Origin of the sequence: Streptomyces cinereospinus (assembly GCF_042430725.1) — a bacterium.
Lineage (GTDB): Bacteria > Actinomycetota > Actinomycetes > Streptomycetales > Streptomycetaceae > Streptomyces > Streptomyces cinereospinus.
In genome coordinates this window covers 4,154-28,304 of record NZ_JBHMCY010000089.1, presented here as the reverse complement: position 1 = coordinate 28,304, position 24,151 = coordinate 4,154, and the positions used below count along the sequence as shown (strand labels likewise).

17 protein-coding genes and 1 pseudogene are annotated in these 24,151 nt (G+C 74.1%); 5 read left to right on the top strand and 13 right to left on the bottom strand.

Going from position 1 to position 24,151, the window contains the following annotated elements; genetic code table 11:
- The 5 genes from ACFF45_RS31400 to ACFF45_RS31380 all read right to left on the bottom strand — a co-directional run.
- Positions 1–2,811 (bottom strand): acyltransferase domain-containing protein (locus ACFF45_RS31400; protein WP_381350187.1); only part of this gene is annotated, 2,811 nt, incomplete at its 3' end.
- Positions 2,808–4,214, bottom strand: coding sequence for an NAD(P)/FAD-dependent oxidoreductase (locus tag ACFF45_RS31395; RefSeq protein ID WP_381350186.1), 1,407 nt, complete (start codon positions 4,212–4,214; stop codon positions 2,808–2,810). The genes ACFF45_RS31400 and ACFF45_RS31395, both read right to left, overlap by 4 nt.
- Positions 4,211–5,401 (bottom strand): DUF993 family protein, encoded by a 1,191-nt coding sequence (locus ACFF45_RS31390; protein WP_381350185.1) that lies wholly within the window; start codon positions 5,399–5,401, stop codon positions 4,211–4,213. Before ACFF45_RS31390 ends, ACFF45_RS31395 begins: the two co-directional genes overlap by 4 nt.
- A gap of 70 nt (positions 5,402–5,471) precedes the next feature.
- On the bottom strand, positions 5,472–5,666 hold the full coding sequence (locus ACFF45_RS31385) for a ferredoxin (RefSeq protein ID WP_381350184.1): 195 nt from the start codon (positions 5,664–5,666) through the stop codon (positions 5,472–5,474).
- A 16-nt stretch (positions 5,667–5,682) separates the two neighbouring features.
- Positions 5,683–6,918, bottom strand: a complete 1,236-nt coding sequence (locus ACFF45_RS31380) for a cytochrome P450 (RefSeq protein ID WP_381350182.1) — start codon at positions 6,916–6,918, stop codon at positions 5,683–5,685.
- 408 nt (positions 6,919–7,326) lie between these two features.
- Here ACFF45_RS31380 and ACFF45_RS31375 point away from each other — a divergent pair, with 408 nt between their 5' ends.
- The 3 genes from ACFF45_RS31375 to ACFF45_RS31365 all read left to right on the top strand — a co-directional run bounded on the left by ACFF45_RS31375 (position 7,327) and on the right by ACFF45_RS31365 (position 12,396).
- On the top strand, positions 7,327–8,082 hold the full coding sequence (locus ACFF45_RS31375; RefSeq protein ID WP_381350181.1) for a TetR/AcrR family transcriptional regulator: 756 nt from the start codon (positions 7,327–7,329) through the stop codon (positions 8,080–8,082).
- 1,081 nt (positions 8,083–9,163) lie between these two features.
- Complete coding sequence (locus tag ACFF45_RS31370) at positions 9,164–11,290, top strand: MMPL family transporter (RefSeq protein WP_381350179.1); 2,127 nt, start codon at positions 9,164–9,166, stop codon at positions 11,288–11,290.
- Positions 11,291–11,652: 362 nt separating this feature from the next.
- On the top strand, positions 11,653–12,396 hold the full coding sequence (locus tag ACFF45_RS31365; protein WP_381350176.1) for a TylF/MycF/NovP-related O-methyltransferase: 744 nt from the start codon (positions 11,653–11,655) through the stop codon (positions 12,394–12,396).
- An 85-nt stretch (positions 12,397–12,481) separates the two neighbouring features.
- On the opposite strand, the gene ACFF45_RS31360 is transcribed toward ACFF45_RS31365, so the two are convergent.
- Both ACFF45_RS31360 and ACFF45_RS31355 read right to left on the bottom strand, forming a co-directional pair.
- Positions 12,482–13,225: an ABC transporter permease gene (locus tag ACFF45_RS31360; RefSeq protein ID WP_381350189.1), complete on the bottom strand. Its 744-nt coding sequence runs from the start codon at positions 13,223–13,225 to the stop codon at positions 12,482–12,484.
- 40 nt (positions 13,226–13,265) lie between these two features.
- Positions 13,266–14,243 (bottom strand): ATP-binding cassette domain-containing protein, encoded by a 978-nt coding sequence (locus tag ACFF45_RS31355; protein ID WP_381350175.1) that lies wholly within the window; start codon positions 14,241–14,243, stop codon positions 13,266–13,268.
- A 195-nt stretch (positions 14,244–14,438) separates the two neighbouring features.
- Between ACFF45_RS31355 and ACFF45_RS31350 the strand changes: the two genes are divergently transcribed.
- Entirely contained in the window at positions 14,439–14,711 is a 273-nt protein-coding gene (locus ACFF45_RS31350) for a hypothetical protein (RefSeq protein WP_381350174.1), read from the top strand.
- 85 nt (positions 14,712–14,796) lie between these two features.
- Entirely contained in the window at positions 14,797–15,567 is a 771-nt protein-coding gene (locus ACFF45_RS31345) for a TetR/AcrR family transcriptional regulator C-terminal domain-containing protein (RefSeq protein ID WP_381350172.1), read from the top strand.
- Between the two features lie 66 nt (positions 15,568–15,633).
- Here the strand turns inward: ACFF45_RS31345 and ACFF45_RS31340 are convergent, their stop codons facing one another.
- The 6 genes and pseudogenes from ACFF45_RS31340 to ACFF45_RS31320 form a co-directional block, all read right to left on the bottom strand.
- On the bottom strand, positions 15,634–16,398 hold the full coding sequence (locus ACFF45_RS31340) for a thioesterase II family protein (RefSeq protein WP_381350171.1): 765 nt from the start codon (positions 16,396–16,398) through the stop codon (positions 15,634–15,636).
- Positions 16,399–16,464: 66 nt separating this feature from the next.
- Positions 16,465–17,754: an LLM class flavin-dependent oxidoreductase gene (locus tag ACFF45_RS31335; RefSeq protein WP_381350170.1), complete on the bottom strand. Its 1,290-nt coding sequence runs from the start codon at positions 17,752–17,754 to the stop codon at positions 16,465–16,467.
- Positions 17,755–17,945: 191 nt separating this feature from the next.
- Positions 17,946–18,473 carry a flavin reductase family protein gene (locus tag ACFF45_RS31330; RefSeq protein WP_381350169.1) on the bottom strand — a complete coding sequence of 176 codons (528 nt, stop codon included), beginning with the start codon at positions 18,471–18,473 and terminating at the stop codon, positions 17,946–17,948.
- 16 nt (positions 18,474–18,489) lie between these two features.
- On the bottom strand, positions 18,490–19,749 hold the full coding sequence (locus ACFF45_RS31325) for a type I polyketide synthase (protein ID WP_512701206.1): 1,260 nt from the start codon (positions 19,747–19,749) through the stop codon (positions 18,490–18,492).
- A gap of 72 nt (positions 19,750–19,821) precedes the next feature.
- Positions 19,822–19,875: pseudogene (locus ACFF45_RS35760) on the bottom strand (hypothetical protein); the annotation flags it as partial.
- The coding region (locus ACFF45_RS31320) for a type I polyketide synthase (RefSeq protein ID WP_381350167.1) at positions 19,872–24,151 on the bottom strand (4,280 nt) is incomplete at its 5' end. The gene ACFF45_RS31320 and the pseudogene ACFF45_RS35760, both read right to left, overlap by 4 nt.

Sequence of the window (24,151 nt, the reverse complement as noted above, 5' to 3'; positions counted from 1 at the left end):
ACCCGTGATCAACACCGTCCCGGCCGCCAACGCCGGACGAGCGGTGTGCGTGGTCGGCGCGGACCTGGTCAGTCTGGGGGCGAGGACGGTGCCGTCGCGCAGGGCCAGTTCGGGCTCTTCGGTGGTGACGGCCGCAGGGAGGGCGCGGACCGAGTCGGCGTGGTCGTCGGTGTCGACCAGGAGGAGCCGGTCGGGGTTCTCCGCGACGGCCGCGCGGAGCAGTCCCCACGCCGGCGCGAGCACCACGTCCGCGGGGTGCGTGTCCCCGGTGACGGACAGGGCCCGCCGGGCGGTGACCACCAGCTTCGACGCGGCGAAGCGCTCGTCGGCGAGCCATTCCTGGACGACGGTCAGCGCCTCGCGGGCCGCCGCGTGCGCGGCGTCCGGGACGCTCGGCGCGTCCGGCCGGCCTGTCGTCCAGAGCACCGTGCCGGGCACGGTCCCCGTGCCGTCCGTCGCGGCGTCCGCCGCGGCGCGCGCCGCGTCCAGGCCGGGGAGGGCGGCGGCCGGCGCGCCTTCCGGCACCTCCAGCGGGACCCACCGCAGCTCCAGCGGTTCCGCCGCCGGCGCGCCGCGCGTGGCCGTCAGCTGCTCCGGGGAGACCGGCAGCGCCGACAGGGCGGCCAGGGACAGCACGGGGTTGCCCGCGGTGTCGGCGGCGTCGAGTCGTTCGCCGTCGGGTCCGGGGGCGATGCGGATCCGCACGGCGGTCGCGCCCACGGCGTGCAGGCGCAGGTCCGTCCACTCGAAGGGCAGCCGGGTGGGCGTGTCGGGCGCGGCCAGCGCGCCGGGGTGCAGGCAGGCGTCCAGCAGTGCGGGGTGCAGGAGGTAGCGCTCGGCGTCCGCCCGTACGGTCTCGGGCAGTTCCACCTCGGCGAAGGTCTCCTCGCCGCGCCGCCAGACCGCCGTGACGCCCTGGAAGGCGGGGCCGTACCCGTACCCCCGGGCCGCCAGGCCGGCGTAGCCGGCGGTGACGTCCACCGCCGTGGCGCCGGGCGGCGGCCACTGCGTGAAGTCGAACGGTGCCGGGGCGGCGTCCGCCGGGTCGGTGAGCAGTCCCTCCGCGTGCAGGGTCCACGGTCCCGCGTCCTCGGCGGCGCCGGAGTGCACGGTGAACGGCCGGGCGCCGCGGTCGTCGGGCGGGCCGACGGCGAGCTGGACGGCCACGCCGCCGTGCTCGGGCAGGACCAGCGGCGCGCGCAGCGTCAGTTCGCCGAGCGCCGGGCGGTCCAGCCGGTCGCCCGCGCACAGGGCCAGCTCGACGAGTGCCGCGCCGGGCACCACGGTCGCGCCGAACACCTCGTGGTCGGCGAGCCACGGCTGGGCCTGGGCGGAGAGCCGGCCGGTGAACAGGGTGCCGCCGGTGTGCGCCGGTTCCACGGCGGCCGACAGCAGGGGGTGTTCGACGGGGCGCTGCCCGGCGGCGGTCCGGTGGGCGGTGCCGGCGGCCGGGTCCTTCCAGTACCGCTTGCGCTGGAAGGCGTAGGTCGGCAGGTCGACGGTCCGGGCGTCCGGCAGGAAGGGCGTCCAGTCGACGGGGACGCCCCGGACGTGGGCCTGCGCCAGCGACAGGGCGAAGCGGTCGAGGCCGCCCTGGTCGCGGCGGAGCGAGCCGAGGACGGCCGCGTCGGCGCCGGCGGCCTCGCAGCTGTCCTGGACGCCGTTGGTGAGGACGGGGTGCGCGCTGGTCTCCACGAAGACGCGGAAGCCGTCGGTCAGCAGCGCCTGGGTGGCCTCGGCGAACCGGACGGTGCCGCGCAGGTTGCGGTACCAGTAGTCCGCGGTGAGTTCCGTCGTGTCCAGCGGGCCGCCGGTGACCGTGGAATAGAACGCGACGTCCGCGGAGACGGGCCGTACCGGCGCGAGCACGTCGAGCAGGTCGTGGCGCAGGGTCTCGACGTAGTGGGAGTGCGAGGCGTAGTCCACCGCGATCCGGCGGACCGGTACCTCCTCGGCGGTCAGCCGGGCGAACAGCTCGTCCAGGGCGGCGGTCTCGCCGCACACCACGACGGAGGCCGGTCCGTTGACGGCGGCCAGTTGCAGGCGGCCCGCCCACGGGGCCAGGCGGGGTTCGACGTCGGACGGGGACAGCGGCACGGCGAGCATGCCGCCGAGTCCGGCCAGGGCGGTGCGGATCAGTCTGCTGCGCAGCGCCACGACCCGGGCACCGTCCGGCAGGGACAGCGCGCCGGCCGCGCAGGCGGCGGCGATCTCGCCCTGTGAGTGACCGACGACGGCGGCCGGGCGGACGCCGTACGACTCCCAGAGCGCGGCGAGCGAGACCATCACCGCCCACAGCAGGGGCTGCACCACGTCGACCCGGTCCCACAGGGGGGACTCGGTGTCGCGCAGGACGTCGGTGGGATCCCAGTCGACGAAGGGGGCCAGCGCGGCCGAGCACCGTGCCATCCGGTCGGTGAAGGCCGGTGCGGTGCCGAGGAGTTCGCAGGCCATGCCGCGCCACTGCGAGCCCTGGCCGGGGAAGACGAACGCCACCCGCGGGTCGGGCAGCGCGGTGCCGGACACGGCGGTGGCCGGGCCGTCGTCGGCGCGTTCGCCGGTGGCGAGCAGGCGCAGGCCCGCCAGCAGTTCGGGCGTGTCCGTGCCGAGGACGACGGCGCGGTGTCCGAGCAGGGAGCGGGTCGTCAGCAGCGAGTGTCCGACGTCGGCGGCGCCGCCGGTGCCGGTGCCGTCCGCCATGTGGGCCGCGAGGCGGTGTGCCTGCCCGCGCAGTGCCTCCGGTCCGCGGCCGGACAGCACCCACGGGACGACCGTGCGGGCCCCGGCGGGCCCTGCCTGCGGGGCGCTCATGCCGTGTTGCGGGTGGGCCGGTCCGGCGTGCCGTACGCGAGCAGGTCGCCGAACTCCGGGAACTGGGCGATGGCCTGCTCGGCGGTCAGGGCGGGCTTGCGCGGTCCGCGCAGCACGGCCAGCAGGAACGCCGGGGACATCATCGCGGTCATCGGCTTGACCAGGGAGGCCACGCCGAACACGGCGTTGATGACGTCGCGGTCGCGGCAGCCGGTGCGGGCGACGCGGGCCGCCATCCGGTCGGCGAGGGCGCCGCCTTGCAGACGGACGTTCGCCCGTACGTCGGGCAGGCCCTGGTCGGTGTTGGTGGCGAGCCGCCAGGCGCCGCCGTTGACGCGCGCGATGCCGGCCTGTACGCGGCGCGCCAGCTTGGGCCGCAGGCCGCCGGCCAGTTCGTCGCGGAGCAGGCGGGCGCACTGGGCGGCGACCGACATGCCGGTGCCGTGCACGGGGTTGAGCGCGGAGGCGGCGTCGCCGATGACGACGAAGCCTTCGGGCAGGGAGAGTTTCTCGTAGCGGCGTCGGCGGTCGGGGATGTTGCGGTAGGTGCGGATCGGGCCGGCCGGGGTGGCCTGGGCGATCAGGTCGGCGATGATCGGGTGGTGCCGCTCGCGGGCGAAGCGGGCGAAGCCGTCCTCGTCGTTGGGGGGTTCGCCGCCGCGGCTGCCGAACAGGCTGAGGATCCAGCGGCCCTCCTCCATCGGCAGCAGTCCGGCGCCCTGCCCGGGCCGGCCGGTGCCGGGCGTCATCTGGATCATCACGCCGGGGAAGTCGTCCCGCGTGCCGGGCGGCGCCTCGAACCACCGGCTCACATAGGTGATCCCGGCGTCGACGACGTCCTCGCGGACCTTGGGCAGCCCGAGCGCGGTCAGCCATTCCGGGGCGCTGGAGCCGCGGCCGGTGGCGTCGACGACGAGGTCGGCGGGGAGCCGTTCCTGTCCTTCGTCGGTCTCGACGAGCGCCCCGGTCACCCGGGCGGCGCCGCCGGTCAGCCCGAGCACCTTGGTGGCCTCGCGGACCACGACCCGGCCGTCGCGCAGCACTTGGCCGCGGACGACGTGGTCGAGCAGGTCGCGGCTGCACAGCAGCAGGTAGGCGTCGGTGTCGAGGCGTTCCATCCAGCCCTCGGGGCCGCGGGCCAGCGCGCCGGAGGGCAGGCCGCGCTTCTTGGCGCCGGCGGCGTGGAGCAGGTCGACGGTGCCGGGCAGCAGTTCGTCGACGGCTTCGGCGCCGCCGCGCATGAGGATGTGGCTGTGGTGGCCCTGCGGCAGGCCGCGGCGGGGCAGGGGCGCGTCGGGGAAGGTGTCGCGCTCCAGCACGAGGACCTCGTCGACGCTGCCGGTGAGGGCGGCGGCGGCCAGCATGCCGGCGAGGCCGCCGCCGAGGACGAGTGCCCTGGTCACTGGTCGGCCCCCGAGACGGTGAGGAACAGCTTCATGCGCCGCTCGGCCAGGTCCGGGTCGGGGAAGGCGCCCGCCTCGTCGGCCAGCCGGTAGGCGGTGGCCAGGTGGGGTACGGAGCGGGCGGACTGCTCGCCCCACACCATCCGGAAGTGCGGGGCGTGCCCGGACAGCCAGGCCAGGAACGTCACGCCGGTGCGGAAGAAGTAGATGCTGCGGCCCTCGCCGCTGAACAGGTGACGGTTCAGCGGCAGGGTGGCGTCGAGCAGTTCGCGGGCCGTGGCGTCGTCGCCGTCGTCCAGGGCGCGGAAGGCCCGGGCGGCGAGCGGGATCACGGGGTCGATCACGGGGGTGAGGCCGTGGCTGTGGCCCCGTTCGTCGCCGACGAACATCCGGGCGTAGTCGGTGGTGTCGCTGGTGTAGAACTTCACGCCCTCGGGCAGCTTGGCCCGCCAGGCGATCTGGCGGTCGAGGTCCGCGGGGCCGATCTTGACGCCGTCGACCTTGCCCGGGTGGGCGCGGACGATGTCCAGCAGGGCGTCGTAGGCCGGCTCGGGCTCCTCGTGGCCCCAGTACTCGGTGTTGCGGGGGTCCCACTCGGAGGTGATCCAGTGCAGGATCACCGGCCGGGCCGACTGACGGATCAGGGCGCCGTACACCTCGGCGAAGTCGTCGTGGCCGCGGGCGGCGACGGTGAGGTGGGGGCTGCACATGATGACCGGCTGGGCGCCCGCCTCCTCGACGACCGCCAACTGCTCCTCGTAGGCGGCCTGGACGTCCTTGAGGGTGCAGGGCTCGAAGGGTTCGATCTGGTCGGTGAGGACGGCGGCGGCCATCCGGCCGCCCACGGCCCTGGCCTCGGCCCCGCAGCGGCGGATCAGTTCGGCGGCGAGCGGCCAGTCGACGCCCATGCCGCGGTGTGCGGTGTCCATGCCCTCGCACAGGGTGAAGCCGTGGGACCACAGGTGCCGGCGGAAGGCGAGCGTGGCGTCCCAGTCCAGCTTCTGCGGCGGCGGGGTGGGGCCCACGGGGCCGAGCGGTTCGTTGTCCGCGAGCGGGTCGCCGAGCACGTGGGCCGTCGCCAGCATCGACCGGGTCCGGAACGGAGCGGGGTCGGCCGGGAACGTCTCGGCGGTGTCGCGCGGCACGTAGGGGGTGAGTGTGCCGTCCGCCTCGGGAAGCTTGATCATCTTCTGCTCCGAACCCCGTTCCAGGGAAGGTGTCGTGGAGCGGCGGAGCTCCCGGGGAAGCTCGCGCGGCTCATGCGTCGTTGACGGATATCGCGTTGACCGGGCAGTTCGCGGCGGCGGTCAGTGTCGCGGCGCGCAGCGTGCCGTCCGGCTCCCCGTCGCGCAGGAGGACCCGGCCGTCGCGGTGCTGGTCGAACACGCCCGGTGCGAAGAAGACGCAGTTGCCCGATCCCACGCACGTCTCGCGGTCGACCGAGATCCGCATCGTCCTCACCCCCGTCTCACCAGGTGACGGGCAGTTCGTGGAGCCCGTAGGCGTGCGCGTCGAACAGGTAGGGCAGCTCGTCCGCGGGGGCCGCGAGGCGCAGGCCGGGGATGCGGCGGAACAGCGTGCCGAACACCACGTCCAGCTGCATCCGCGCGAGGTTCGCCCCGGGGCACATGTGGTTGCCGAAGCTGAAGGCCATGTGGCCCTCGGCGTCGCGGTGGATGTCGAAGCGGTGCGGGTCCGGGTACTGGGCGGGGTCCCAGTTGGCGGCGCCGTTGAGGGCGAGCACGCCCTCGCCCTCGCGGACGACCTCGCCGCCCGCCAGCTCGACGTCCTGGGTGGCGACGCGTACGGTCGCCGAGTCCAGGATGCTGAGGAAGCGCAGCAGTTCCTCGATGGCGTTGGGCAGCAGCGACGGGTCGCGCCGTACCTCGTCCAGCTGCTCGGGGTGCTGGAGGAAGACCAGGGTGCCCAGCGAGATGATGTTGGCCGTGGTGTCGGAGCCGGCGATCACCAGCAGCCGGGCGATGGCCACCAGGTCGTCGTGTTCGAGGGTGGGCTCCTCGGGCAGCTTGGCGGCGATGCGGCTGAGCAGGTCCTCGCCGGGGTGGCGGGTCTTCTCGGTGATCAGCCCGTCGAGGAACTCGTCCATCTCGGCGATGGCGCCGGCCACCGCCTCCATGCTGGAGTCGCGGCCGGTGGTGGTCTCGGCGTAGTTGCGGAAGTAGCCGATGTGCTCGGGGTCGGCGCCCAGCATCTCGCAGAACTGCAGGGACGGCACCGGCACGGCGAGTTCCGCGACGAGGTCGACGGGGCCGCCCTTGGCCAGCATGGCGTCGATCCGCGCGTCGACGATCGCCTGGGTGCGCGGCTTGAGCTCGGCGATCCGCTTGGCGGTGAACTCGGGGATCACCATCCGGCGGCGCACGGTGTGCTCCGGCGGGTCCATCGCGGCGAACGGGAAGGCGATGTAGGGCAGCATCTCCTCCGGCACCTGGAACTGGTGCGGGTAGCCGGGGTTGCGGGCGTTGGAGCTCATCGACGGGTCGCCCAGCACCTGCCGGACGTCCGCGTACCGGGTCAGCGCCCACGCGGGCTTGCCGGTCATGCGGTTGACGACCTTGGCGACCGGCTCCTCGGCGCGCATCGCCTCGTACTCCTGGGGGACCGCGAGCGGGCACTTCCTGCGGTCGAGCGGAAACACCGGGAGTGACCCGGTGGTGCTGCCGGTCTCGGCGTTCTCGGTCATCGCCTGGGTGTCCTCTCCACGATCGTGGCTCGATCCAAGCGCGCACCGGACACCCGGACAGCCGGGAAACCCCCCTAAGGTCGCCCCGCAACCCCTAGCGCCACCCGGGGCCGCCCGCTGGGGCCGCCCCTACGCGCCGCCGCCGGGCGACGGACGGTGCGGGGTGTCGTATGGTCCTGTACCGGTGGGTGGTCTCCGGGCCGGCCGCCGGGTCCGCCGCCCGCCCCGGCGGTGCCGCCGGTCGCGGCGCGCGCGGTCGGCGCCGGGTGTTCCGGCAGGTCAGCGTGGGGGTCGTCGCGGGTTCGGCGCCGGAGCCCTGTTCGATTGCGGACGGACACCACATACACTGAGCCGCAGGACGACCGGTTCCGCCGCGCGGGCGGGACCTTCGCGAAGGAAGTGGAGTCGATGGACGCAAGCAGGGAGCCCACCCTGCCGAGCTACCTCGGCGAAGCATGGGGGCTGCGCGAGCGGCCGAACAAGGGACCGAAGCGGGCTCTCAGCCTTCAGCGCATCGTCGACGCCGCCGTGTCCATCGCCGCCTCCGAGGGCCTGTCCGCCGTCTCGATGAGCCGGGTCGCGGCCGATCTGGGCGCGTCGACCATGGCCCTGTACCGGTATCTCGCGTCCAAGGACGAGTTGCTCGTGCTGATGATGGACGCGATCTACCAGACGCCCCCGTCGCCGCCGGAGACGACGGACGAGGGGTGGCGCGCGGGCCTGTCGCGGTGGGCCTGGGAGCAGCACACCATCCTGCGCAAGCACACCTGGGCGCTGCGCATTCCCATCACGGGTCCGCCGGTGACGCCGAATCAGATCATCTGGCTGGAGCGCGGTCTGCAGTGCCTGAGCGACACGCCGCTGCCCGAGGGCGACAAACTGTCCGTGATCATGCTGCTGAGCGGTTACACCCGCAGTGAGGCGACCGTCTCCGCGGACGTGGAGGCGACGTTCATGGCGAAGGCGCCGGACGAGCTGGCGGCCATGGTGTCGTACGGGCAGCTGGTGCGCCGGCTGGTCGGTCCCGACCGCTTCCCGGCGCTGAACAAGGTGATCGACGCGGGGGTGCTGGACGAGCCCGCGGGCCCGGACGACGAGTTCGTCTTCGGCCTGGAGCGCATCCTCGACGGCATCGGTGTGCTGATCGGCGAGCCGCGGCAGTAGCGACGCCGGTCCGGCGTGTGCGCGCAGCGCCCCGAACGGGGCGGAGGCCCTCTGGGGGCCGGCCCGGATGACGACATCCGCGGCGGGCGTCCAGGGGGCCTCCGCCGTCCGCCGCCCCTCCCACGACCGCCTCCGCGGCCGGCGTGGAGGGGACCTCCGCGTGCGCGGCCGGGACGACAACCTCCACGGCCGGCGCGGAAGGCACCTCCACCTGCGCAGCCCCGGACGACAACCTCCACGGCCGGCGCGGAAGGCACCTCCACCTGCGCCGGCCCCGGACGACAACCTCCACGGCCGGTCGGGCAGGCTCCCGCCGTTCGCCGGCCCGCATGCCGACACCCGCGGCCGGCGTCCGCCGTGCACCGCCCCGGACGACGGCATCCCCGGCCGACCCCGCGAACCCCGCCGTTCGGCGACCCGCACGCGACACCCGCAGCCCACGACCGGGGAATCCCGCCCTCCGCCGTCCAGGGACGACGGCATCTCCGGCCGACCCCGCGAACCCCGCCGTTCGGCGGCCCGCACGCGACACCCGCAGCCCACGACCGGGGAATCCCGCCCTCCGCCGTCCAGGACGACGGCATCTCCGGCCGACTCCGCGAACCCCGCCATTCGGCGGCCCGCACGACGACACGCACAACCCACGTCCAGGCAACCCTCGCCGTCCGCCGTCCGCCCCGCACCGGCCCGCACGACGACACCCGCAGCTGGTCCAGCAGGCCTCCGCCGGGGTGTCGCGCCGCTCATGGGGCGGGTCCCCGGCCGGTTCGCCGAAGGCCCCGCTCCGTTTCCCGCACGTTCCTGGTCTCCGGTCAACTCCGCTGGCCAGGCCGCTCTTTGCCGCTCCGCGTCCGGCGCCCCACGGACCCGGGCCGGACGCTTGACGACCGTTTCCGGTACTGCGTAGCATCTACGCGTGCACCATACGCAGAAGCGTGGTGCGCCTGAAGGCACGGCATGCGCGGCCACGGAAAAGGAGCCCGGCGGCCGCATGGATTCGTCTCCGCTCAGGGATGGGCGGCCCCCTGGACAGCTGCACCCCGGCCGACTCCTGCCCGCCGGGGTTGAAAGGTACGTCATCATGAGTGATTCCCCGGGCCTTCTCACGAAGGTCCCCAGTGGCCGCACGTCGAAATGGCTGGTCCTGTTGGGGTGGCTTCTCCTGGCCGGCCTCCTCACTCCGTTGTTCGGCGGCCTGGAGGACTACGAGGACCGCAGCCCCTCGGGCTCACTGCCGCGCGGCGCCGAATCCACCGCGGTCATGACCGAGCTGGAGAAGTACAGCTCGGCGCTGGAAGAGGCTCCGGCGATCGTCGTCTACACCCGGGAGAGCGGGATCCAGGAGGCGGACCGGCAGAAGGCCGAGTCCGACCGCGCCGCCTTCGCGGACCTGGTCAGCAACGGCGAGGAGATCGCCGCGGCCGTCCCGTCGCAGGACGGCAAGGCCCTGATGACGGTCGTACCGCTGACCCGCGACGACGTCGAGGTCGACTTCGCGGTCAAGGAGATGCGCACCCGGGCCCAGGAGGGCGCGCCCGCCGGTCTGGGCATCGCCGTCGGCGGCCCCGCGGGCCTGCTGAACGACTACACCCAGGCCTTCGAGAATCTTGACGTGAACCTGATGATCGCGACCAGTTCGGTCGTCATCGTCCTGCTGCTGCTCATCTACCGCAGCCCGTTCCTGTGGCTGCTGCCCCTGCTGTCGGTCGGTTTCGCCTCCGTGCTCACCCAGGGCGTGGCCTTCCTGCTCGCCAAGTACGCGGGACTGCCGGTGAACCCGGCCAGCTCCAGCCTGCTGATGATCCTGCTGTTCGGTGTCGGGACGGACTACGCGCTGCTGCTGATCGCCCGCTACCGCGAGGAACTGCGGCGCCACGAGGACCGGCACGAGGCCATGCGGATCGCGCTGCGGCGCTCGGGTCCGGCGATCCTGGCCTCCGCGGGAACCGTGGTGGTCGGTCTGGTCTGCCTGGCCCTGGCGGACATGCAGAGCTCGCGCAGCCTGGGCCTGGTCGGCGCCACCGGTGTGCTGTGCGCCTATGTCGCCATGGTGACGATCCTGCCGGCGCTCCTGGTCCTCGTCGGCCGCTGGGTGTTCTGGCCCTTCGTGCCGCGGGTCGGCCAGGAGGAGCGGTCCGCGACGGGCGCCTGGGCGCGGGTCGGCGACGCCGTCGGACGCCGGCCCCGACTGGTGTGGCTCGGCTGCCTGGTCGTGATCGGCGCCCTCGGGTTCGGCGCCCTCGGCATGAACCTGGGCCTGAGCCGGTCCGAGGTGTTCCAGACGAAGCCGGAGTCCGTCTCCAGCCAGGAGCAGCTCGCCCGGCACTTCCCGTCCGGCGCCTCCGACCCGGCCGTGGTCATTGCGGACGCCGGCGCGGAGAGTGCCGTCGTCTCGGCCCTGGAGGGCGTCGACCGGGCGCAGGCCGGCGAGCGGTCGCCGAGCCCGGACGGGGACCGGGTGATGATCGACGTGATCCTGGAGGACGCGCCCGACAGCGACGCGGCCATGGACACGATCGAGGACCTGCGGTCCGCGGTGCACGCCGTGCCCGACGCGCACGCCGTCGTCGGCGGCACCACGGCCGAGACGCTCGACATCGACCACGCGCAGAGCCGTGACGTGCGGGTCGTCATCCCGGTCGTCCTCGCGGTGATCCTGCTCTTCCTGGTCGTGCTGTTGCGGGCCCTGGTCGCGCCGCTCATCCTGCTGTCGACGGTCGTGGTGTCGTACTTCGCCGCGCTCGGCGCGTCCGGCCTGCTGTTCGAGCACGTCTTCGGACACGCGGGGGTCGCCTGGCAACTGCCGCTCGTCAGCTTCGTCTTCCTCGCCGCGCTCGGCGTGGACTACAATATCTTCCTCATGACCCGGGTCCGCGAGGAGGCCGAACTCCACGGCCACGCCACGGGCGTCCGGCGCGGTCTGTCGGTGACCGGCAGCGTCATCACCTCGGCGGCCGTCGTGCTGGCCGCGACGTTCGCGGTCTTCACCTCGATGCCGGTGGTCGACATGGTGCAGCTCGGCGTGGTCGTCGCGGTCGGCGTCCTGCTCGACGCCTTCCTGGTCCGCACGCTGCTCGTGCCGGCGCTCTCCCTGGACATCGGCCGGGCGAGCTGGTGGCCGGGCGAGCTGTACCAGCGGCTCGGCCGCGGACCCGAGCCGTCCGCTCGCGCGGGCAGCGAACCGGCGGACGCGACCGCGGCCCGCTGACCCTCCCCCGCCCGCCCCGGCGCACCACCGGGGCGAGCGGCCCCCGCTGCCCCCGACGCTCCCTCCGGGCCCCCGGCGTGCTCCCGCGCGCCGGGGGCCCGGCCCGTGTGCGGCCGGCCCGGCGGAAGCGCCGCTCCCCCGGCCGGGGGTGCCGGGGCCACGCATCGCGCGTGCTTCCGGTTAGGGGGCGGAAGGGGGGCCGTCCCGCGCCCCGCGTCGGTACGGTCTGCCCCGGGTGCGCCGCCATTCGCTCGCCGCGTCGGCCGTCGCGCACGCCGCAGCAGGGCCGTCGGCCGGGCGGGCGGGCAAGGCATCGCACCGGGCCGGCGGCGCGACCCGACACCCCCATCGCAGGAGGCGACATGACCGACACCGGCGCCGGGCCCTACCTGGAGCTGCTGAAGAAGGTGCTGACCAACCGGATCCAGATGGAGACCCCCTCGGCCTGGCCGGCCGGTTCCGGCGGCGCGGCGCAGGAGGAGGCCCGGCCGGGCGCGTTCACCGCGCACACCATGGTCAGCCCCGAGAGCCTCGACAACGTGCAGTACTGCGTCGAACGCGCCCTCGCGGACGGGGTGCCCGGCGACCTGATCGAGACCGGTGTCTGGCGCGGCGGCGTCTGCGTGCTGATGCGCGCCGTCCTCAAGGCGCACGCGGTGACGGACCGGCGGGTGTGGGTCGCCGACTCCTTCGAGGGGGTGCCGGAGGCCGGCGACGGCAGCCACCCGCTGGACCAGGAGATGGCCCTGCACAACCTCAACACCGTGCTCAGCGTCTCGGCGGACGCGGTCCGGGCGGTGTTCGAGTCCTACGACCTGCTGGACGAGCAGGTCGAGTTCCTGGAGGGCTGGTTCGACGAGACGCTGCCGGCCGCGCCCATCGAGTCGCTGGCCGTACTGCGGCTGGACGGGGACCTGTACGTCTCGACGAGGGACTCGCTGTCGGCGCTCTACCCCAAGCTGTCGCCCGGCGGCTTCGTCATCATCGACGACTACAACATGGCCCCGTGCCGTGCCGCGGTCCACGAGTACCGCGACGCCCACGGCATCAAGGAGGAGATCAAGGCGGCCGACAGCGTGGGCGTCTGGTGGCGCAAGGAGTCCTGACACGGCGGGTGCCTCCACGACGCCCGTCGTGGAGGCAGCCGAGGCCGCCGCCGTCGGTGCGGTCGGGCCGCGGTGGACCTGGAAACTAGTCGGCGCGCCGCTGGAAGAAGACCGCGGCGAGCGTCACGGACACCAGCAGGATGCCGGCCGACCAGGCGAGCCCGATCCAGGCGTGGTCACCGACCGGCCCGTCGAGCAGGAAGCCCCGCACGCTCTCGATGATGGCGGTGCACGGCTGGTGCTCGGCGACGCCCTGCAGCCAGCTCGGCAGCGTGTCGATCGGCACGAAGGCGCTGCTGACGTACGGCAGGAACATCATCACGAAGGCGAAACTGGCGGCCGCGTCCGTGGACTTGGTGAGCAGGCCGACGACGGCCGACAGCCAGGACATCGCGAGGATGAACGCCACCAGCACACCGCCGGCCGCCAGCCAGCCCAGGACGTCGGCCTCGGGACGGAACCCGATGAGCAGGGCGACCCCGATCACCACGACGGTCGAGGCGATGTTCTTGATGATGCTGGCCATCACGTGGCCGCCCAGCAGGGCCGCGCCGCTGACGTCCATGGAGCGGAACCGGTCGACGATGCCGGTGCTCATGTCGTTGGCCACGCCGACGCCGGTCTGGGCCGCCCCCCACGCGGTGCACAGCAGGAGTACGCCGGGTGCCACGTAGGTGACGTAGTCGCCGCCCGTCTGGATCGCGCCTCCGAAGAGGTAGACGAACAGCACCATCATCATGATCGGCAGCATCAGGGACATGATCAGCGCGTCGACGTCACGCCGCGTCAGGCGCGTGCAGCGGCCGATCATCGTCAGCAGGCTGGACACCGTTCCGACGGAACGGGGCGCGGCGTTCAGGACGATGCTCTCAGACACCGGCGGTCTCCTTCACTTCGTCCGCCTCCGCGCTCGCGGCGGTGCGGCCGGTCAGCGCCAGGAACACGTCGTCCAGGGTGGCGCTGCGGACGTCGAACTTGGTGACGCGGTCGCGGCCGGGGTCGACCTCGTCGAGCAGGGCCCGGACCTGGGAGGCCGAGCCGTCCGTGGCCACGCCGACGGTCAGCAGGTCGCGGTCCTGCTCGGCAGCCCGGTCGCCGAGCAGCCCGAGCACGGTCTCGAAGGCGACCCGGTCGGCCAGTTCGAGGTCCAGGCGCTGCCCGGCGACCCGCTCCTTGAGCTCGTCCGGCGTGCCCTCGGCGACCACGGTGCCGCCGTCGAGCAGGGCGACGCGGTCCGCGAGGCGGTCCGCCTCCTCCAGGTACTGGGTGGTGAGGAACACGGTCAGGCCGCTCGCGGTGAGGTCCGCGATGACGCCCCACAGCGCCTGCCGGCTGCGCGGGTCCAGACCGGTGGTCGGCTCGTCGAGGAAGACCACCGAGGGGGCGCCGACCAGGCTCGCCGCGAGGTCCAGACGCCGGGCCATGCCGCCCGAGTACGTGCCGAGCCGGCGCCCGCCCGCCTCGGTGAGGTCGAACCTGTCGAGCAGGTACCGCGCACGCTCGTGGGCCTCGCCCCGGGGCAGCCCGGAGAGCCGGGCCATCATGTACAGGTTCTCCGCGCCGGTCTGATTCTTGTCGATCGCCGCCTGCTGCCCGGTCAGCGTGATCCGCTGCCGGACGTTGCGCCGCTCCCGGGCGATGTCGAAGCCGGCGACTTTCGCCTGGCCGGCATCGGGAGACGTCAGTGTCGACAGAATACGAACCGTGGTGGTCTTTCCCGAGCCGTTCGGTCCGAGCAGCGCGAAGACACTGCCCTTCCGAACGCTGATGTCGACCCCCCGGAGCACCTGTACTTTTCCGTAGGATTTCCTCAGCCCACTGGCTTCGACAGCCAAGTCCTGGATCATTCGCCGTTGCACCCCTTGCCATACGGAGAGCACGTCCGCAGTATCTTGAAGGCGATCTGCGTGTACCGTACGCTATAAAGCGTATCCCATACACAGTCCGGTGTCCACCCGCCTCTTGACGTGCGATGCAGACCACGTCAGGGCAGACCAGGCGGGGTTTCGCATGCGTGCGATCGATGAGTTGGAGGGGCGAGCATGCCGCTGCACCGGGAACGCGGTGTCGAGGTCACGGTGAATCACGACGGCTGGCTCGTGCTGCGCGGGGGGCACACGGGAAAGGCACACTTCTATCCGCCTCCGTACACGGTCGCCTGGATCTCCCTGCAACGCTGGGGCGGCGACCCCCATCTCGCCACTGACGAGATCGCCGCAATGTGGCAGGAAGACCGGTCGGAGACGTTCACGGCGGTGGAGAAATGGCTGGCAGAACTGCGGACGGCCGGGCTGATCCGCGACGACCTGATCTAGGCCGGCTTTCCCTTTCCCGGAAACGCCGAATTCCGCATTCCGCATTCCGCATGGCGACAGAAAGTGGACGACGATGGAGGGGCACATGGACCAGGGCCTGCCCGCCCACCTCGCCGACGCGTGGGGGCTGCGCGACCGGCCGGCCAAGGGGCCGAAACGCGCGCTGAGCCTGCCGCGCATCGTGGAGGCCGCGGTGGCGGTGGCCGGCGTGGAGAGCCTGGCCGCCGTCTCGATGAGCCGGGTGGCCGCCGAACTCGACGCCTCCCCCATGTCCCTGTACCGCTACGTGGCGTCCAAGGAGGACCTGCTCCTGCTCATGGTGGACGCGATATACCGCACGCCGCCGTCCCCGCACGCGGCGGACGGCGGATGGCGCGAGGGCCTGCGGCGCTGGGCGTGCGAGCAGCACGCGATCCTCGACCGGCACACCTGGGCCCTGTACGTCCCGGTCAGCGGACCGCCGATGACGCCGCACCAGCTCAACTGGCTGGAGCAGGGCCTGGCCCGGCTGGGCGCGACCGCGCTCGCCGAGAGCGAGAAACTGTCGGTGATCATGCTGCTGAGCGGCTTCATCCGCAACGAGGCGACGGTGACCGCGGAGGTGCGGCAGTCGTTCCTCGCGGCGGCGCCGGACGAGCGGACGGCGATGGCGTCGTACGGCAGGCTGATGCGCGGCCTCACCGAGCCGGGCCGGTTCCCGGCGATGAACCGGGTGATCGACGCCGGGGTGCTCGACGAACCCACCGGCAGCGACGAGGAGTTCGCCTTCGGCCTGGACCGCGTCCTGGACGGCGTGGGCGTCCTGGTGCGGACCCGCGCCGGGGAGGGCGGTGGGGCGGTCCCGGCCGACCGGTAGGGCGGGTTGCGCCGGTGCCGTCGTCCCTCCTGCCGGCAGGGTGACGACGGCACCGGCGTCAGGGCGTCACGGAGGGGCGCGGTGGCCGGCCCGGGCGGTCATCCATTGCCGGATCAGCGCGACGACGTCCCCGGCGTGCTGGTTGAGGTAGAAGTGGCCGCCGGGGAACACGCGCAGGTCGAAGGGGCCGGTGGTGTGCTCCCGCCACGCCTCGGCCTCGGCCACGGTGACCTGCGGGTCGGCGTCCCCGGTCAGGGCCAGCACGGGGCACCGCAGGGCCGGGCCGGGCCGGTAGCGGTAGGTCTCGGCGGCCTTGTAGTCGCCGCGGAACGCGGGCAGGATCATCCGGACGACCTCGGGGTCGCTCAGCATCGCCGGGTCGGTGCCCTCCATCTTGACGATCTCCGCGAGCAGTTGCTCGTCGTCGCCCAGGTGCACCCACTGCGTGCGGTGGCGCGAGGGTGCCGTCCGGCCCGAGACGAACAGCGCCCGCGGGGTGATCCCGGCGGCCTCCAGCCGCCGCGCGACCTCGAAGGCGACCGTCGCGCCGAGGCTGTGGCCGAACAGGGCCAGCGGCCGGCCGGTGACGTCCGCGAGCTGTTCGGCGACGGCGTCGGCGAGCAGCTCCGCGTTCTCGAAGGGCGTCTCCCGGCGCCGTTCCTGCCGGCCGGGATACTGCACGGCCAGCACGTCCACGGCGGGCGACAGCGCCTTGGAGACGGGGAAGAAGTAGGACGCCGCGCCGCCCGCGTGCGCGAGGCACACCAGCTGCGCGGCCGCCTGCGGAGCCGGATGGAAACGCCGGATCCACTCTCCGGTGCCAACGGTCACTGCCTGTCCCTTCGTTCGGGCCGAACCGAGGTGAGCCGCGCGCCCCCGCACCACGGGGGGCGCCGGTCAGTCGTCGTCTTCGTCGTCCTGATAGTCGGGCAGGGAGAGCTCCGGCGCGATGGCGAAGTCCGACACGTCCACGCTGGTGCGCTCCACACGGCCGAGGGCCTCCTTGACCGGCACGCTCAGCCGCTCGGCCTTCTCGGCCTCCTTGCGGTCGCGGCCCTCGACGAACTCCGGCATCACCTCGCGGGCGAACAGCTCCAGCGACTCGCAGATGTGCTCGTGCCGGTTCTTGCCGATCTGCACCGAGAAGATGATCTGGTCGACGCCGACGGCCTCGTAGCGCCGGACGATGTCGCGGATCTGCTCCGGAGTGCCGATGCCCCGCCGCAACATGCCGACCTGGTCCATCATCGCCTGCTCGACGCCGCTCTGGCCGTCGTCCGCGGCGGGCGCGGCCGGCGTCCGGGTGAAGCCCAGCGCCTCCTTGGCCGCCTGGAACTCGGCCCAGATGTCGGTGACCCCGGGCCGGTGCTCACCGGTCATGTAGTAGTGCATCAGCGAGTACGAGAAGAAGTGCGCCGCCTCCAGGCCGCGGTCCAGTGCGACCTCCTCGTCCTCGTGGCACATGAACGGCAGCACCATGGCCACGTTCGCGTTGACCGCGCGGCCCAGCGGCCGGCACTCCTCCGACGCGAGGGTGCCGTAGTAGGCGTCCACCCATTCCTTGGCCTCCTCCGGGTCGACGAAGGAGAAGGCCAGCGCGCCCATGCCCTCACGGGCGGCGTCCTGGATGCTGTCGCGGCGCGTGCACGCCCGCCACAGCGGCGGGTGCGGCTTCTGCTTGGGCTTGGGCACGACGTTGCGCGGCGGCATGGACACCCAGGTGCCCTGGTGGCCGGTGAACGGCGTCTCGGTCATCATCCGCACGACGACGTCCAGCGCCTCGTGCCACTGCTCGTACTTGTCCTTCAGCTCGATGCCGAACGCGCCGACCTCCAGCTGCGAACTGCCCTGCCCGGACCCGAAGTCCAGCCGGCCGCCGGAGATCAGGTCGAGCACGCCGAGCCGCTCGGCGATGCGCGCCGGGTGGTTGACCGCGGGCGGCATGTGCACGATGCCGTGCGCGAGCCGGATCCGGCTGGTGCGGGCCGCGGCGGCGGCCAGGAACACCTCGGGCGCCGACGAGTGGGAGTACTCCTCGAAGAAGTGGTGCTCGGTCGCCCACGCGTAGTCGAGACCGAGCCGGTCGGCCAGCTCGATCTGCTCCAGCGCCTCGTTGAACAGCCTCTCCTCGCTGTCCTCCGCCCAGGGCCGCGGCAGCTGGTGATGGTAGATCAGGCCGAATCTCATGACTTCCTCCGCGAGACGAGAACCGCACACAAGGGGGCTGCGGCCGACACTAGGACGCCGTGCCGGACCGGTGAGACGGCCGACCGGGCACTGAGGGGGGTCGGCCGGACGCTTCAGGGGGTGGGTGCCGAGCCGCTAGGGGGTGTCTCGTCGACCAGGCCGCGAGCCCGGCACGACCGGCGCACCACCCTCTAGGGAGTGGCGGGCGCGGCACGGTGGAAGCGGGCCAGGTAGAACAGCAGCGGGCCAGGTTCGCCGGCGGTGACGTCGAGGTCCTGGACCCGGCCGACGGCGATCCGGTGGTCGCCGCCCGGATGGACCGCCTCGACGGTGCAGTCGACCCAGGCCAGCGCACCCGCCAGCCGGGGCGACCCGGTGACCGGGCTCGGCCACCACTCGACGCCGGCGAACCGGTCGCCGTCGCCGGCCGCGAACCGGCGGCACAGCGGCTCCTGGTCGGCGCTGAGGATGTTGGCGCAGAACCGGCCGGCGCGCCGGATGCCCGGCCAGGACCGGGAGAGCCGGGAGACCGAGAACGACACCAGCGGGGGCTCCAGCGACAGGGAGACGAACGACTGGCAGGTGAACCCGACCGGCGGCCGGCCGTCCTCCCGCGCGGTGATGACGGCGATCCCGGTGCAGAAGTGGCCGAGGACGTGCCGCAGCCGGGCCGGCTCCAGCCGGTGGCCGTCGCCGGTCTCCTCGGTGTGTACGCGCATCGGCTGCTCCGCCCGTTCAGTGGGTCGCCGCACGGCTGCCGTCGCCCGGCGCGTGGGCCGCCTGTTCGAGGACCACGTGCGCGTTGGTCCCGCTGATGCCGAACGAGGACACCGCCGCCCGCCGCGGCCGCCCGGTGTCCGGCCAGGGCCTGGCCTCCGTCAGCAGGGACACGTGCCCGGCCGACCAGTCCACCTGCGGGGTCGGCGCGTCCACGTGCAGGGTCGCCGGCAGTACGCCGTGCCGCATGGCCAGCACCATCTTGATGATCGAGGCGACCCCGGCGGCCGCCTGCGTGTGCCCGATGTTGGACTTCACCGAGCCCAGCCACAGCGGCCGGTCCGCCGGCCGGTCCCTGCCGTAGGTGGCGAGGAGCGCCTGCGCCTCGATGGGGTCGCCGAGCCGGGTGCCGGTGCCGTGCGCGTCCACCGCGTCGACCTCGTCGGCCCGCAGGCCCGCCTGCTGGAGCGCGTCCCGGATGACCCGCCGCTGCGCCGGTCCGTTGGGCACCGTGATGCCGCTGGACGCCCCGTCGGAGTTGGTGGCCACGCCCCGCACGACGGCGAGGATCCGCCGGCCGTTGCGCTCGGCGTCCGACAGCCGCTCCAGCACCAGCAGGCCCGACCCCTCGCCCCAGCCGGTGCCGTCCGCGGCGGCCGCGAAGGACTTGCAGCGGCCGTCCGGGGCCAGGCCGCGCTGCGAGCTGAAGTAGACGAACGTCTCCGGTGTGGACATCACGGTCACGCCGCCGGCCAGGGCGAGCGTGCACTCGCCGGCGCGCAGCGCGTGCGTCGCCGTCCGCAGGGCGACCAGCGACGAGGAGCAGGCGGTGTCGATGGAGACGGCGGGGCCCTGCAGGCCCAGGGTGTAGGAGATGCGGCCGCTGGTGAGGCTGCCGCCGCCGTCGGCACCGTCGTAGTCGTGGTACATGACGCCGCAGTACACGCCGGTGGGGCTGCCCTTGAGGGAGAGCGGGTCGATCCTGGCGTGCTCCAGCGCCTCCCACGCCGTCTCCAGCACCACCCGCTGCTGCGGGTCGATGTCCCGGGCCTCGCGCGGCGACATGCCGAACAGGTCCGCGTCGAACTCGGCGGCGTCGTGCAGGAAGGCGCCCTCCCACGTGACGGTCCGGCCGGGTCTGCCGGGCTCCGGGTCGTAGAGTCCCTCGACGTCCCAGCCGCGGTCGGCGGGGAACGGGGTGACGGCGTCGCGGCCCTCGGCCAGCAGCCGCCAGAACGCTCCGGGGGAGTCGGCGCCGCCGGGATAGCGGCAGGCCATGCCGATGATGGCGACCGGTTCGGCGGCGGCCCGCAGCAGCCGGGCGTTCTCCTGCCTGAGCCGGTCGTTCTCCAGCATCGACGCCCGCAGCGCCGCGACGATCTTCGTGCTGTCCGCGGTCGTCATCGGTCCTGCTCCTCACCGGCGTCCGCGCCCGCGAGGGCGGCGGCGACCAGGTCGTCGACGTCCATGCTTCTGATCTCCTCGCTGCGGTCCGCCGGGGCGTCCGCCGCCCCGGCGACGGGCGGCACGCCGGGCGCGGGGCCGTCGCCCAGGCGCAGGATCGTGTCCAGCAGTCCGGCCGCGCGCAGCGCCGACACGGGCACGGTGGCCAGCCGGCGCCGGACCTCCGCGTCGTCGGGCTGCCCGCCGTCCGGCCCGGGGACCGGCTCGGCCGGGGCCGGGGCGTCCGGCAGTTCGGCGGCCAGCTCCTCCAGCAGCAGCGCGACCACGTCGGCCGGTGTGGGGTGGTCGAACATCATCGTGGCCGGCAGCCGCAGCCCGGTCGCCGCGCCGAGCCGGTTGCGCAGTTCGATGGCGGCGAGCGAGTCCAGGCCCAGTTCGGTGAAGCCCCGGTCCATGTCGACGCTGCCGGGGTCGCTCTGGCGCACCTCGGCGACCTGGCCGCGGACGAGGTCGGCCAGGTGCCGTTCCCGGCCGTCGGCGGTCAGCCCGGCCAGCCGCCGCAGCAGGCCGTCCGGGCCGCCGGTCTCCGCCGGCCGCGGTGCCGGGACGGTCCCGGCGGCGGGCGCGCTGCGCGGGGCGGCCGGCAGCACGTCGCGCAGCGCGGCCGGGATCCGCGTGCCGGACGGGTCGAGCCGCAGCGGCACCAGGACGGGCTCGTCCACGGTGAGCGCCCGGTCGAACAGGGCGAGCCCCTCGGCGGCGGTCAGCACCGGGGTGCCGCGGGCGGCCAGGCGGTGCACCAGCGCGGGGTCGGTGCCGCCGCCCATGCCGCTCTCCCCCGCCCACAGGTTCCACACCAGGGAGGTGGCGGGCAGCCCGTGCCGGTGCCGGTGCCGGGCCAGCGCGTCGAGGAAGGCGTTGGCCGCGGCGTAGTTGCCCTGGCCGAGCGGGTCGAGCAGCCCCGCGACCGAGGAGAACAGCACGAAGGCGTCGAGGCCGAGGTCCTCGGTCAGTTCGTGCAGCGCCCAGGCCGCGTCCGCCTTGGGCCGCAGCACCGTGTCCAGTCGCTCCGGGGTCAGCGAGGTGACCAGGGCGTCGTCCAGCACCCCGGCCGCGTGGACCACCCCGGTGAGCGGGTGGTCCGCGGGGACGGTGGCGAGCAGCGCGGCGAGCGCGTCCCGGTCGGCGACGTCGCAGGCCGCCACGGTGACCTCGGCCCCCGACTCGGCGAGTTCGTCGCGCAGTTCCTCGGCGCCCGGGGCGTCCGGGCCCCGGCGGCCGACGAGCAGCAGGTGGCGTACGCCGTGGGCGGTGACGAGGTGCCGGGCGACCTGGGCGCCCAGTCCGCCGGTGCCGCCCGTGATCAGCACGGTGCCGTCCGGCCGCCAGCGCGGCGCCGCCGGCTCGGCCGGCTGCGGCACGTGGGCCAGCCGTGGCACGCGCACCTGGTTGCCGAGCACCGACACCTCGGGTTCGGCCAGGGCGGTGACGGCGGGCAGCATGCCGAGCGAGGACTCCTGGGCGTCCAGGTCCACCAGCACGATCCGGCCGGGGTGTTCGGCCTGCGCCGCGCGGACCAGACCCCACACCGGTGCGACGGTCAGGTCCAGGTGCGCGCCGTCCCCGTCGGCACCGAACCAGGTGAGGACGGCCAGCCGGGTGGTGGCGAGCCGCTCGTCGGCGAGGAACCGCCGGAGGGTGTCGAGCACGGTCCGCAGCCGCGAGCGGACCGCGTCCGGCGTCTCCCCGTCGCCCGGTTCGACCGGCAGGAACACCACTTCCGGTACGGCCGCGCCCGCGTCCAGCGCGACCGTGAGCGCGGCGAGGTCGGCGTGGACCGGGACGTCGTCGGGGCCGATCCCGGATCCGCCGGTGCCGAGGACGGCCCACCGGCCCGGCGCGGCGGTGCCGGCGTCGCCCAGCGGCAGCTGGCTCCAGGACGCCCGGAACACCGACTCCAGGTGCCGCGTGCCGGTCTGGGCGGCGCCCTCGGCGACCAGCCGGTCCGCGGTGACCGGTCGTACCACGAGCGACTCGACGGAGGCGACGGGGCTGCCGTCGGGGGCGGCCAGCTCGATGCGGACGGCCTCGGAACCGGCCTGTTCGTCGGAGCCGATCCAGTTGATCCGGGCCCGCAGCCGGCTGAGGCCGCCCGCCGCGTGCAGTCGTACCCCGGACCAGGAGAACGGCAGCTGGCCCGCCCCGGCGTCCTGCGGTCTGCGGCCGCCGAGGAAGTCCGTGGCGGACAGGGCGGCGTCCAGCAGCGACGGGTGCAGCCGGTAGGCGCGGGCGTCCTGCTCGGCGTGGTCGGGCAGCGCGACCTCGACGAACAGGTCCCGGTCGCGCAGCCATACCGCGCGCAGGCCCCGGAACATCGGGCCGAAGTGGTAGCCCTTGCCGGTCAGGTAGTCGTAGACGCCGTCGATGTCGACCGGGCGGGCGTCGGCGGGCGGCCACGGGGCGCCGCCGAGGCCGGACCGGGTGCCGTCGAAGGCGGGCCGCCGCTCGGTGGCGAGCACGCCGGTGACGTGCCGGGTCCAGGGCACCGTGTCGGGGGCGTCCTCGAAGCGGGAGTAGATCGCGAACGGGCGCCGCCCGGCCCCGTCCGGCCCGTCGACGACGACCTGTACGGCGGCGCCGCCCCGGTCGGGCAGCGGCATCAGCTGCTGGATGACCAGTTCCTCCACGGTGTCGCAGCCGGCCTCCTCGGCGGCGCGCAGGGCGAGTTCGACGAATCCGGTGCCGGGCAGCAGCCCCATGCCCAGCACGTTGTGGTCGGCGAGCCAGGCCTGGTCCTCGGTCTGCGTCGAGATCCGGCCGGTGAGCACCAGGCCGCCGCCCTGCGGCGCGGGCATGACCGCGGACAGCAAGGGGTGGGCGGCGTTGCGCAGGCCGTGCCCGGTCGCGTCACCGGCCTCCCGCGCGGGCGAGGTCCCGGTGGCCGGCGGCGAGAGCCAGAAGTGCCGTCTTTCGAAGGGGTAGGTGGGCAGGTCGACGTGGCGGGCGCCGGTGTGCGCGAACACCTCCGTCCAGCGCACGGGGACGCCGCTGACGTACAGCTCGGCGAGCGCGGTGAGCAGCTGGGCCGGTTCGGAGCGGTCGCGGCGCAGCGCGGGCACCACGAGCCGGCCGCCGTCGGTGACCTCGTCCACCATCGGGGTCAGCGCGGCGTCGGGGCCGAGCTCGAGGAAGGCGGTCACACCGCGCCCGGCCAGGTCGCCGACGCCGTCGGCGAAGGCGACGGTGCGCCGGACGTGGTCCACCCAGTAGCCGGGGGCGCACAGCGTCTGCGGGTCGGCCGGGCGTCCGGTGACGTTGGAGACCACGGGGATGCGCGGCGGGTGGTAGGCCAGCGCCGAGGCGACCGCCCGGAAGTCGTCCAGCATCGGTTCCATCAGCGCGGAGTGGAAGGCGTGGCTGACCCGCAGGCGGGTGGCCTTGCGGCCCTGTGCGCGGAAGCGGTCGACGGCGGCGGTCACGGCGTCCTCGGGCCCGGAGACGACCACCGACCGCGGCCCGTTGACCGCCGCGAGGGACACGCCGTCCGGCAGCGCGTCGCGCACCTCGGCGGGCCCGGCCTGGATCGCGGCCATCGCGCCGCCGGCGGGCAGGGCCTGCATCAGCCGGCCCCGCGCGGCGACCAGGCGGGCCGCGTCCGGCAGGGACAGCACTCCGGCAACGTGCGCGGCGGCCAGCTCGCCGATGGAGTGCCCGGCCACGAAGTCCGGCCGCACCCCCCACGACTCGACCAGCCGGAACAGCGCCGTCTCCACGGCGAACAGTCCGGCCTGCGCGTACACCGTCCGGTCGGCGAGTTCCTGGTCGTCCCCCCAGATCACGTCCCGCAGGGGCCGGTCGAGGTGCGCGTCGAGCTGGTCCACGGCCGCGTCGAAGGCGGCGGCGAACCCGGGATGGGCGGAGTGCAGTTCGCGTCCCATGCCGAGGCGCTGGGCGCCCTGGCCGGTGAACAGCACGGCGAGACGGGCGTCCGGCGCGGCGGTGCCGGTCACCGCGCCGGGCGCGCGCCGTCCGGCGGCGACGGCCCGGAGCGCGGCGAGCCGTTCCGTCCGGTTCGCGCCGAGCACCACAGCCCGGTGCTCCAGCGCGGCCCGGCCGGAGGCGAGGGACCGGCCGACGTCGGCGGCGGCCGGGGCGGCGGCGGTGACGTGGGCGGCGAGGCGTTCGGCGGTGGCGCGCAGTGCCGTGTCGGTCCGGGCGGACAGCACCCACGGCAGCGGGGCGGCGGCCGGGGAGTCGTGCGGCGCGACGTCCGCCG

Excerpts from the sequence above, each read along its gene's own strand:
- ACFF45_RS31390 (WP_381350185.1), bottom strand. The coding sequence starts at position 5,401 with ATGATCAAGCTTCCCGAGGCGGACGGCACACTCACCCCCTACGTGCCG.
- ACFF45_RS31385 (WP_381350184.1), bottom strand. The coding sequence starts at position 5,666 with ATGCGGATCTCGGTCGACCGCGAGACGTGCGTGGGATCGGGCAACTGC.
- ACFF45_RS31380 (WP_381350182.1), bottom strand. The coding sequence starts at position 6,918 with ATGACCGAGAACGCCGAGACCGGCAGCACCACCGGGTCACTCCCGGTG.
- ACFF45_RS31375 (WP_381350181.1), top strand. The coding sequence starts at position 7,327 with ATGGACGCAAGCAGGGAGCCCACCCTGCCGAGCTACCTCGGCGAAGCA.
- ACFF45_RS31370 (WP_381350179.1), top strand. The coding sequence starts at position 9,164 with ATGAGTGATTCCCCGGGCCTTCTCACGAAGGTCCCCAGTGGCCGCACG.
- ACFF45_RS31365 (WP_381350176.1), top strand. The coding sequence starts at position 11,653 with ATGACCGACACCGGCGCCGGGCCCTACCTGGAGCTGCTGAAGAAGGTG.
- ACFF45_RS31355 (WP_381350175.1), bottom strand. The coding sequence starts at position 14,243 with ATGATCCAGGACTTGGCTGTCGAAGCCAGTGGGCTGAGGAAATCCTAC.
- ACFF45_RS31350 (WP_381350174.1), top strand. The coding sequence starts at position 14,439 with ATGCCGCTGCACCGGGAACGCGGTGTCGAGGTCACGGTGAATCACGAC.
- ACFF45_RS31345 (WP_381350172.1), top strand. The coding sequence starts at position 14,797 with ATGGACCAGGGCCTGCCCGCCCACCTCGCCGACGCGTGGGGGCTGCGC.
- ACFF45_RS31335 (WP_381350170.1), bottom strand. The coding sequence starts at position 17,754 with ATGAGATTCGGCCTGATCTACCATCACCAGCTGCCGCGGCCCTGGGCG.
- ACFF45_RS31330 (WP_381350169.1), bottom strand. The coding sequence starts at position 18,473 with ATGCGCGTACACACCGAGGAGACCGGCGACGGCCACCGGCTGGAGCCG.
- ACFF45_RS31325 (WP_512701206.1), bottom strand. The coding sequence starts at position 19,749 with ATGGCCTGCCGCTATCCCGGCGGCGCCGACTCCCCCGGAGCGTTCTGG.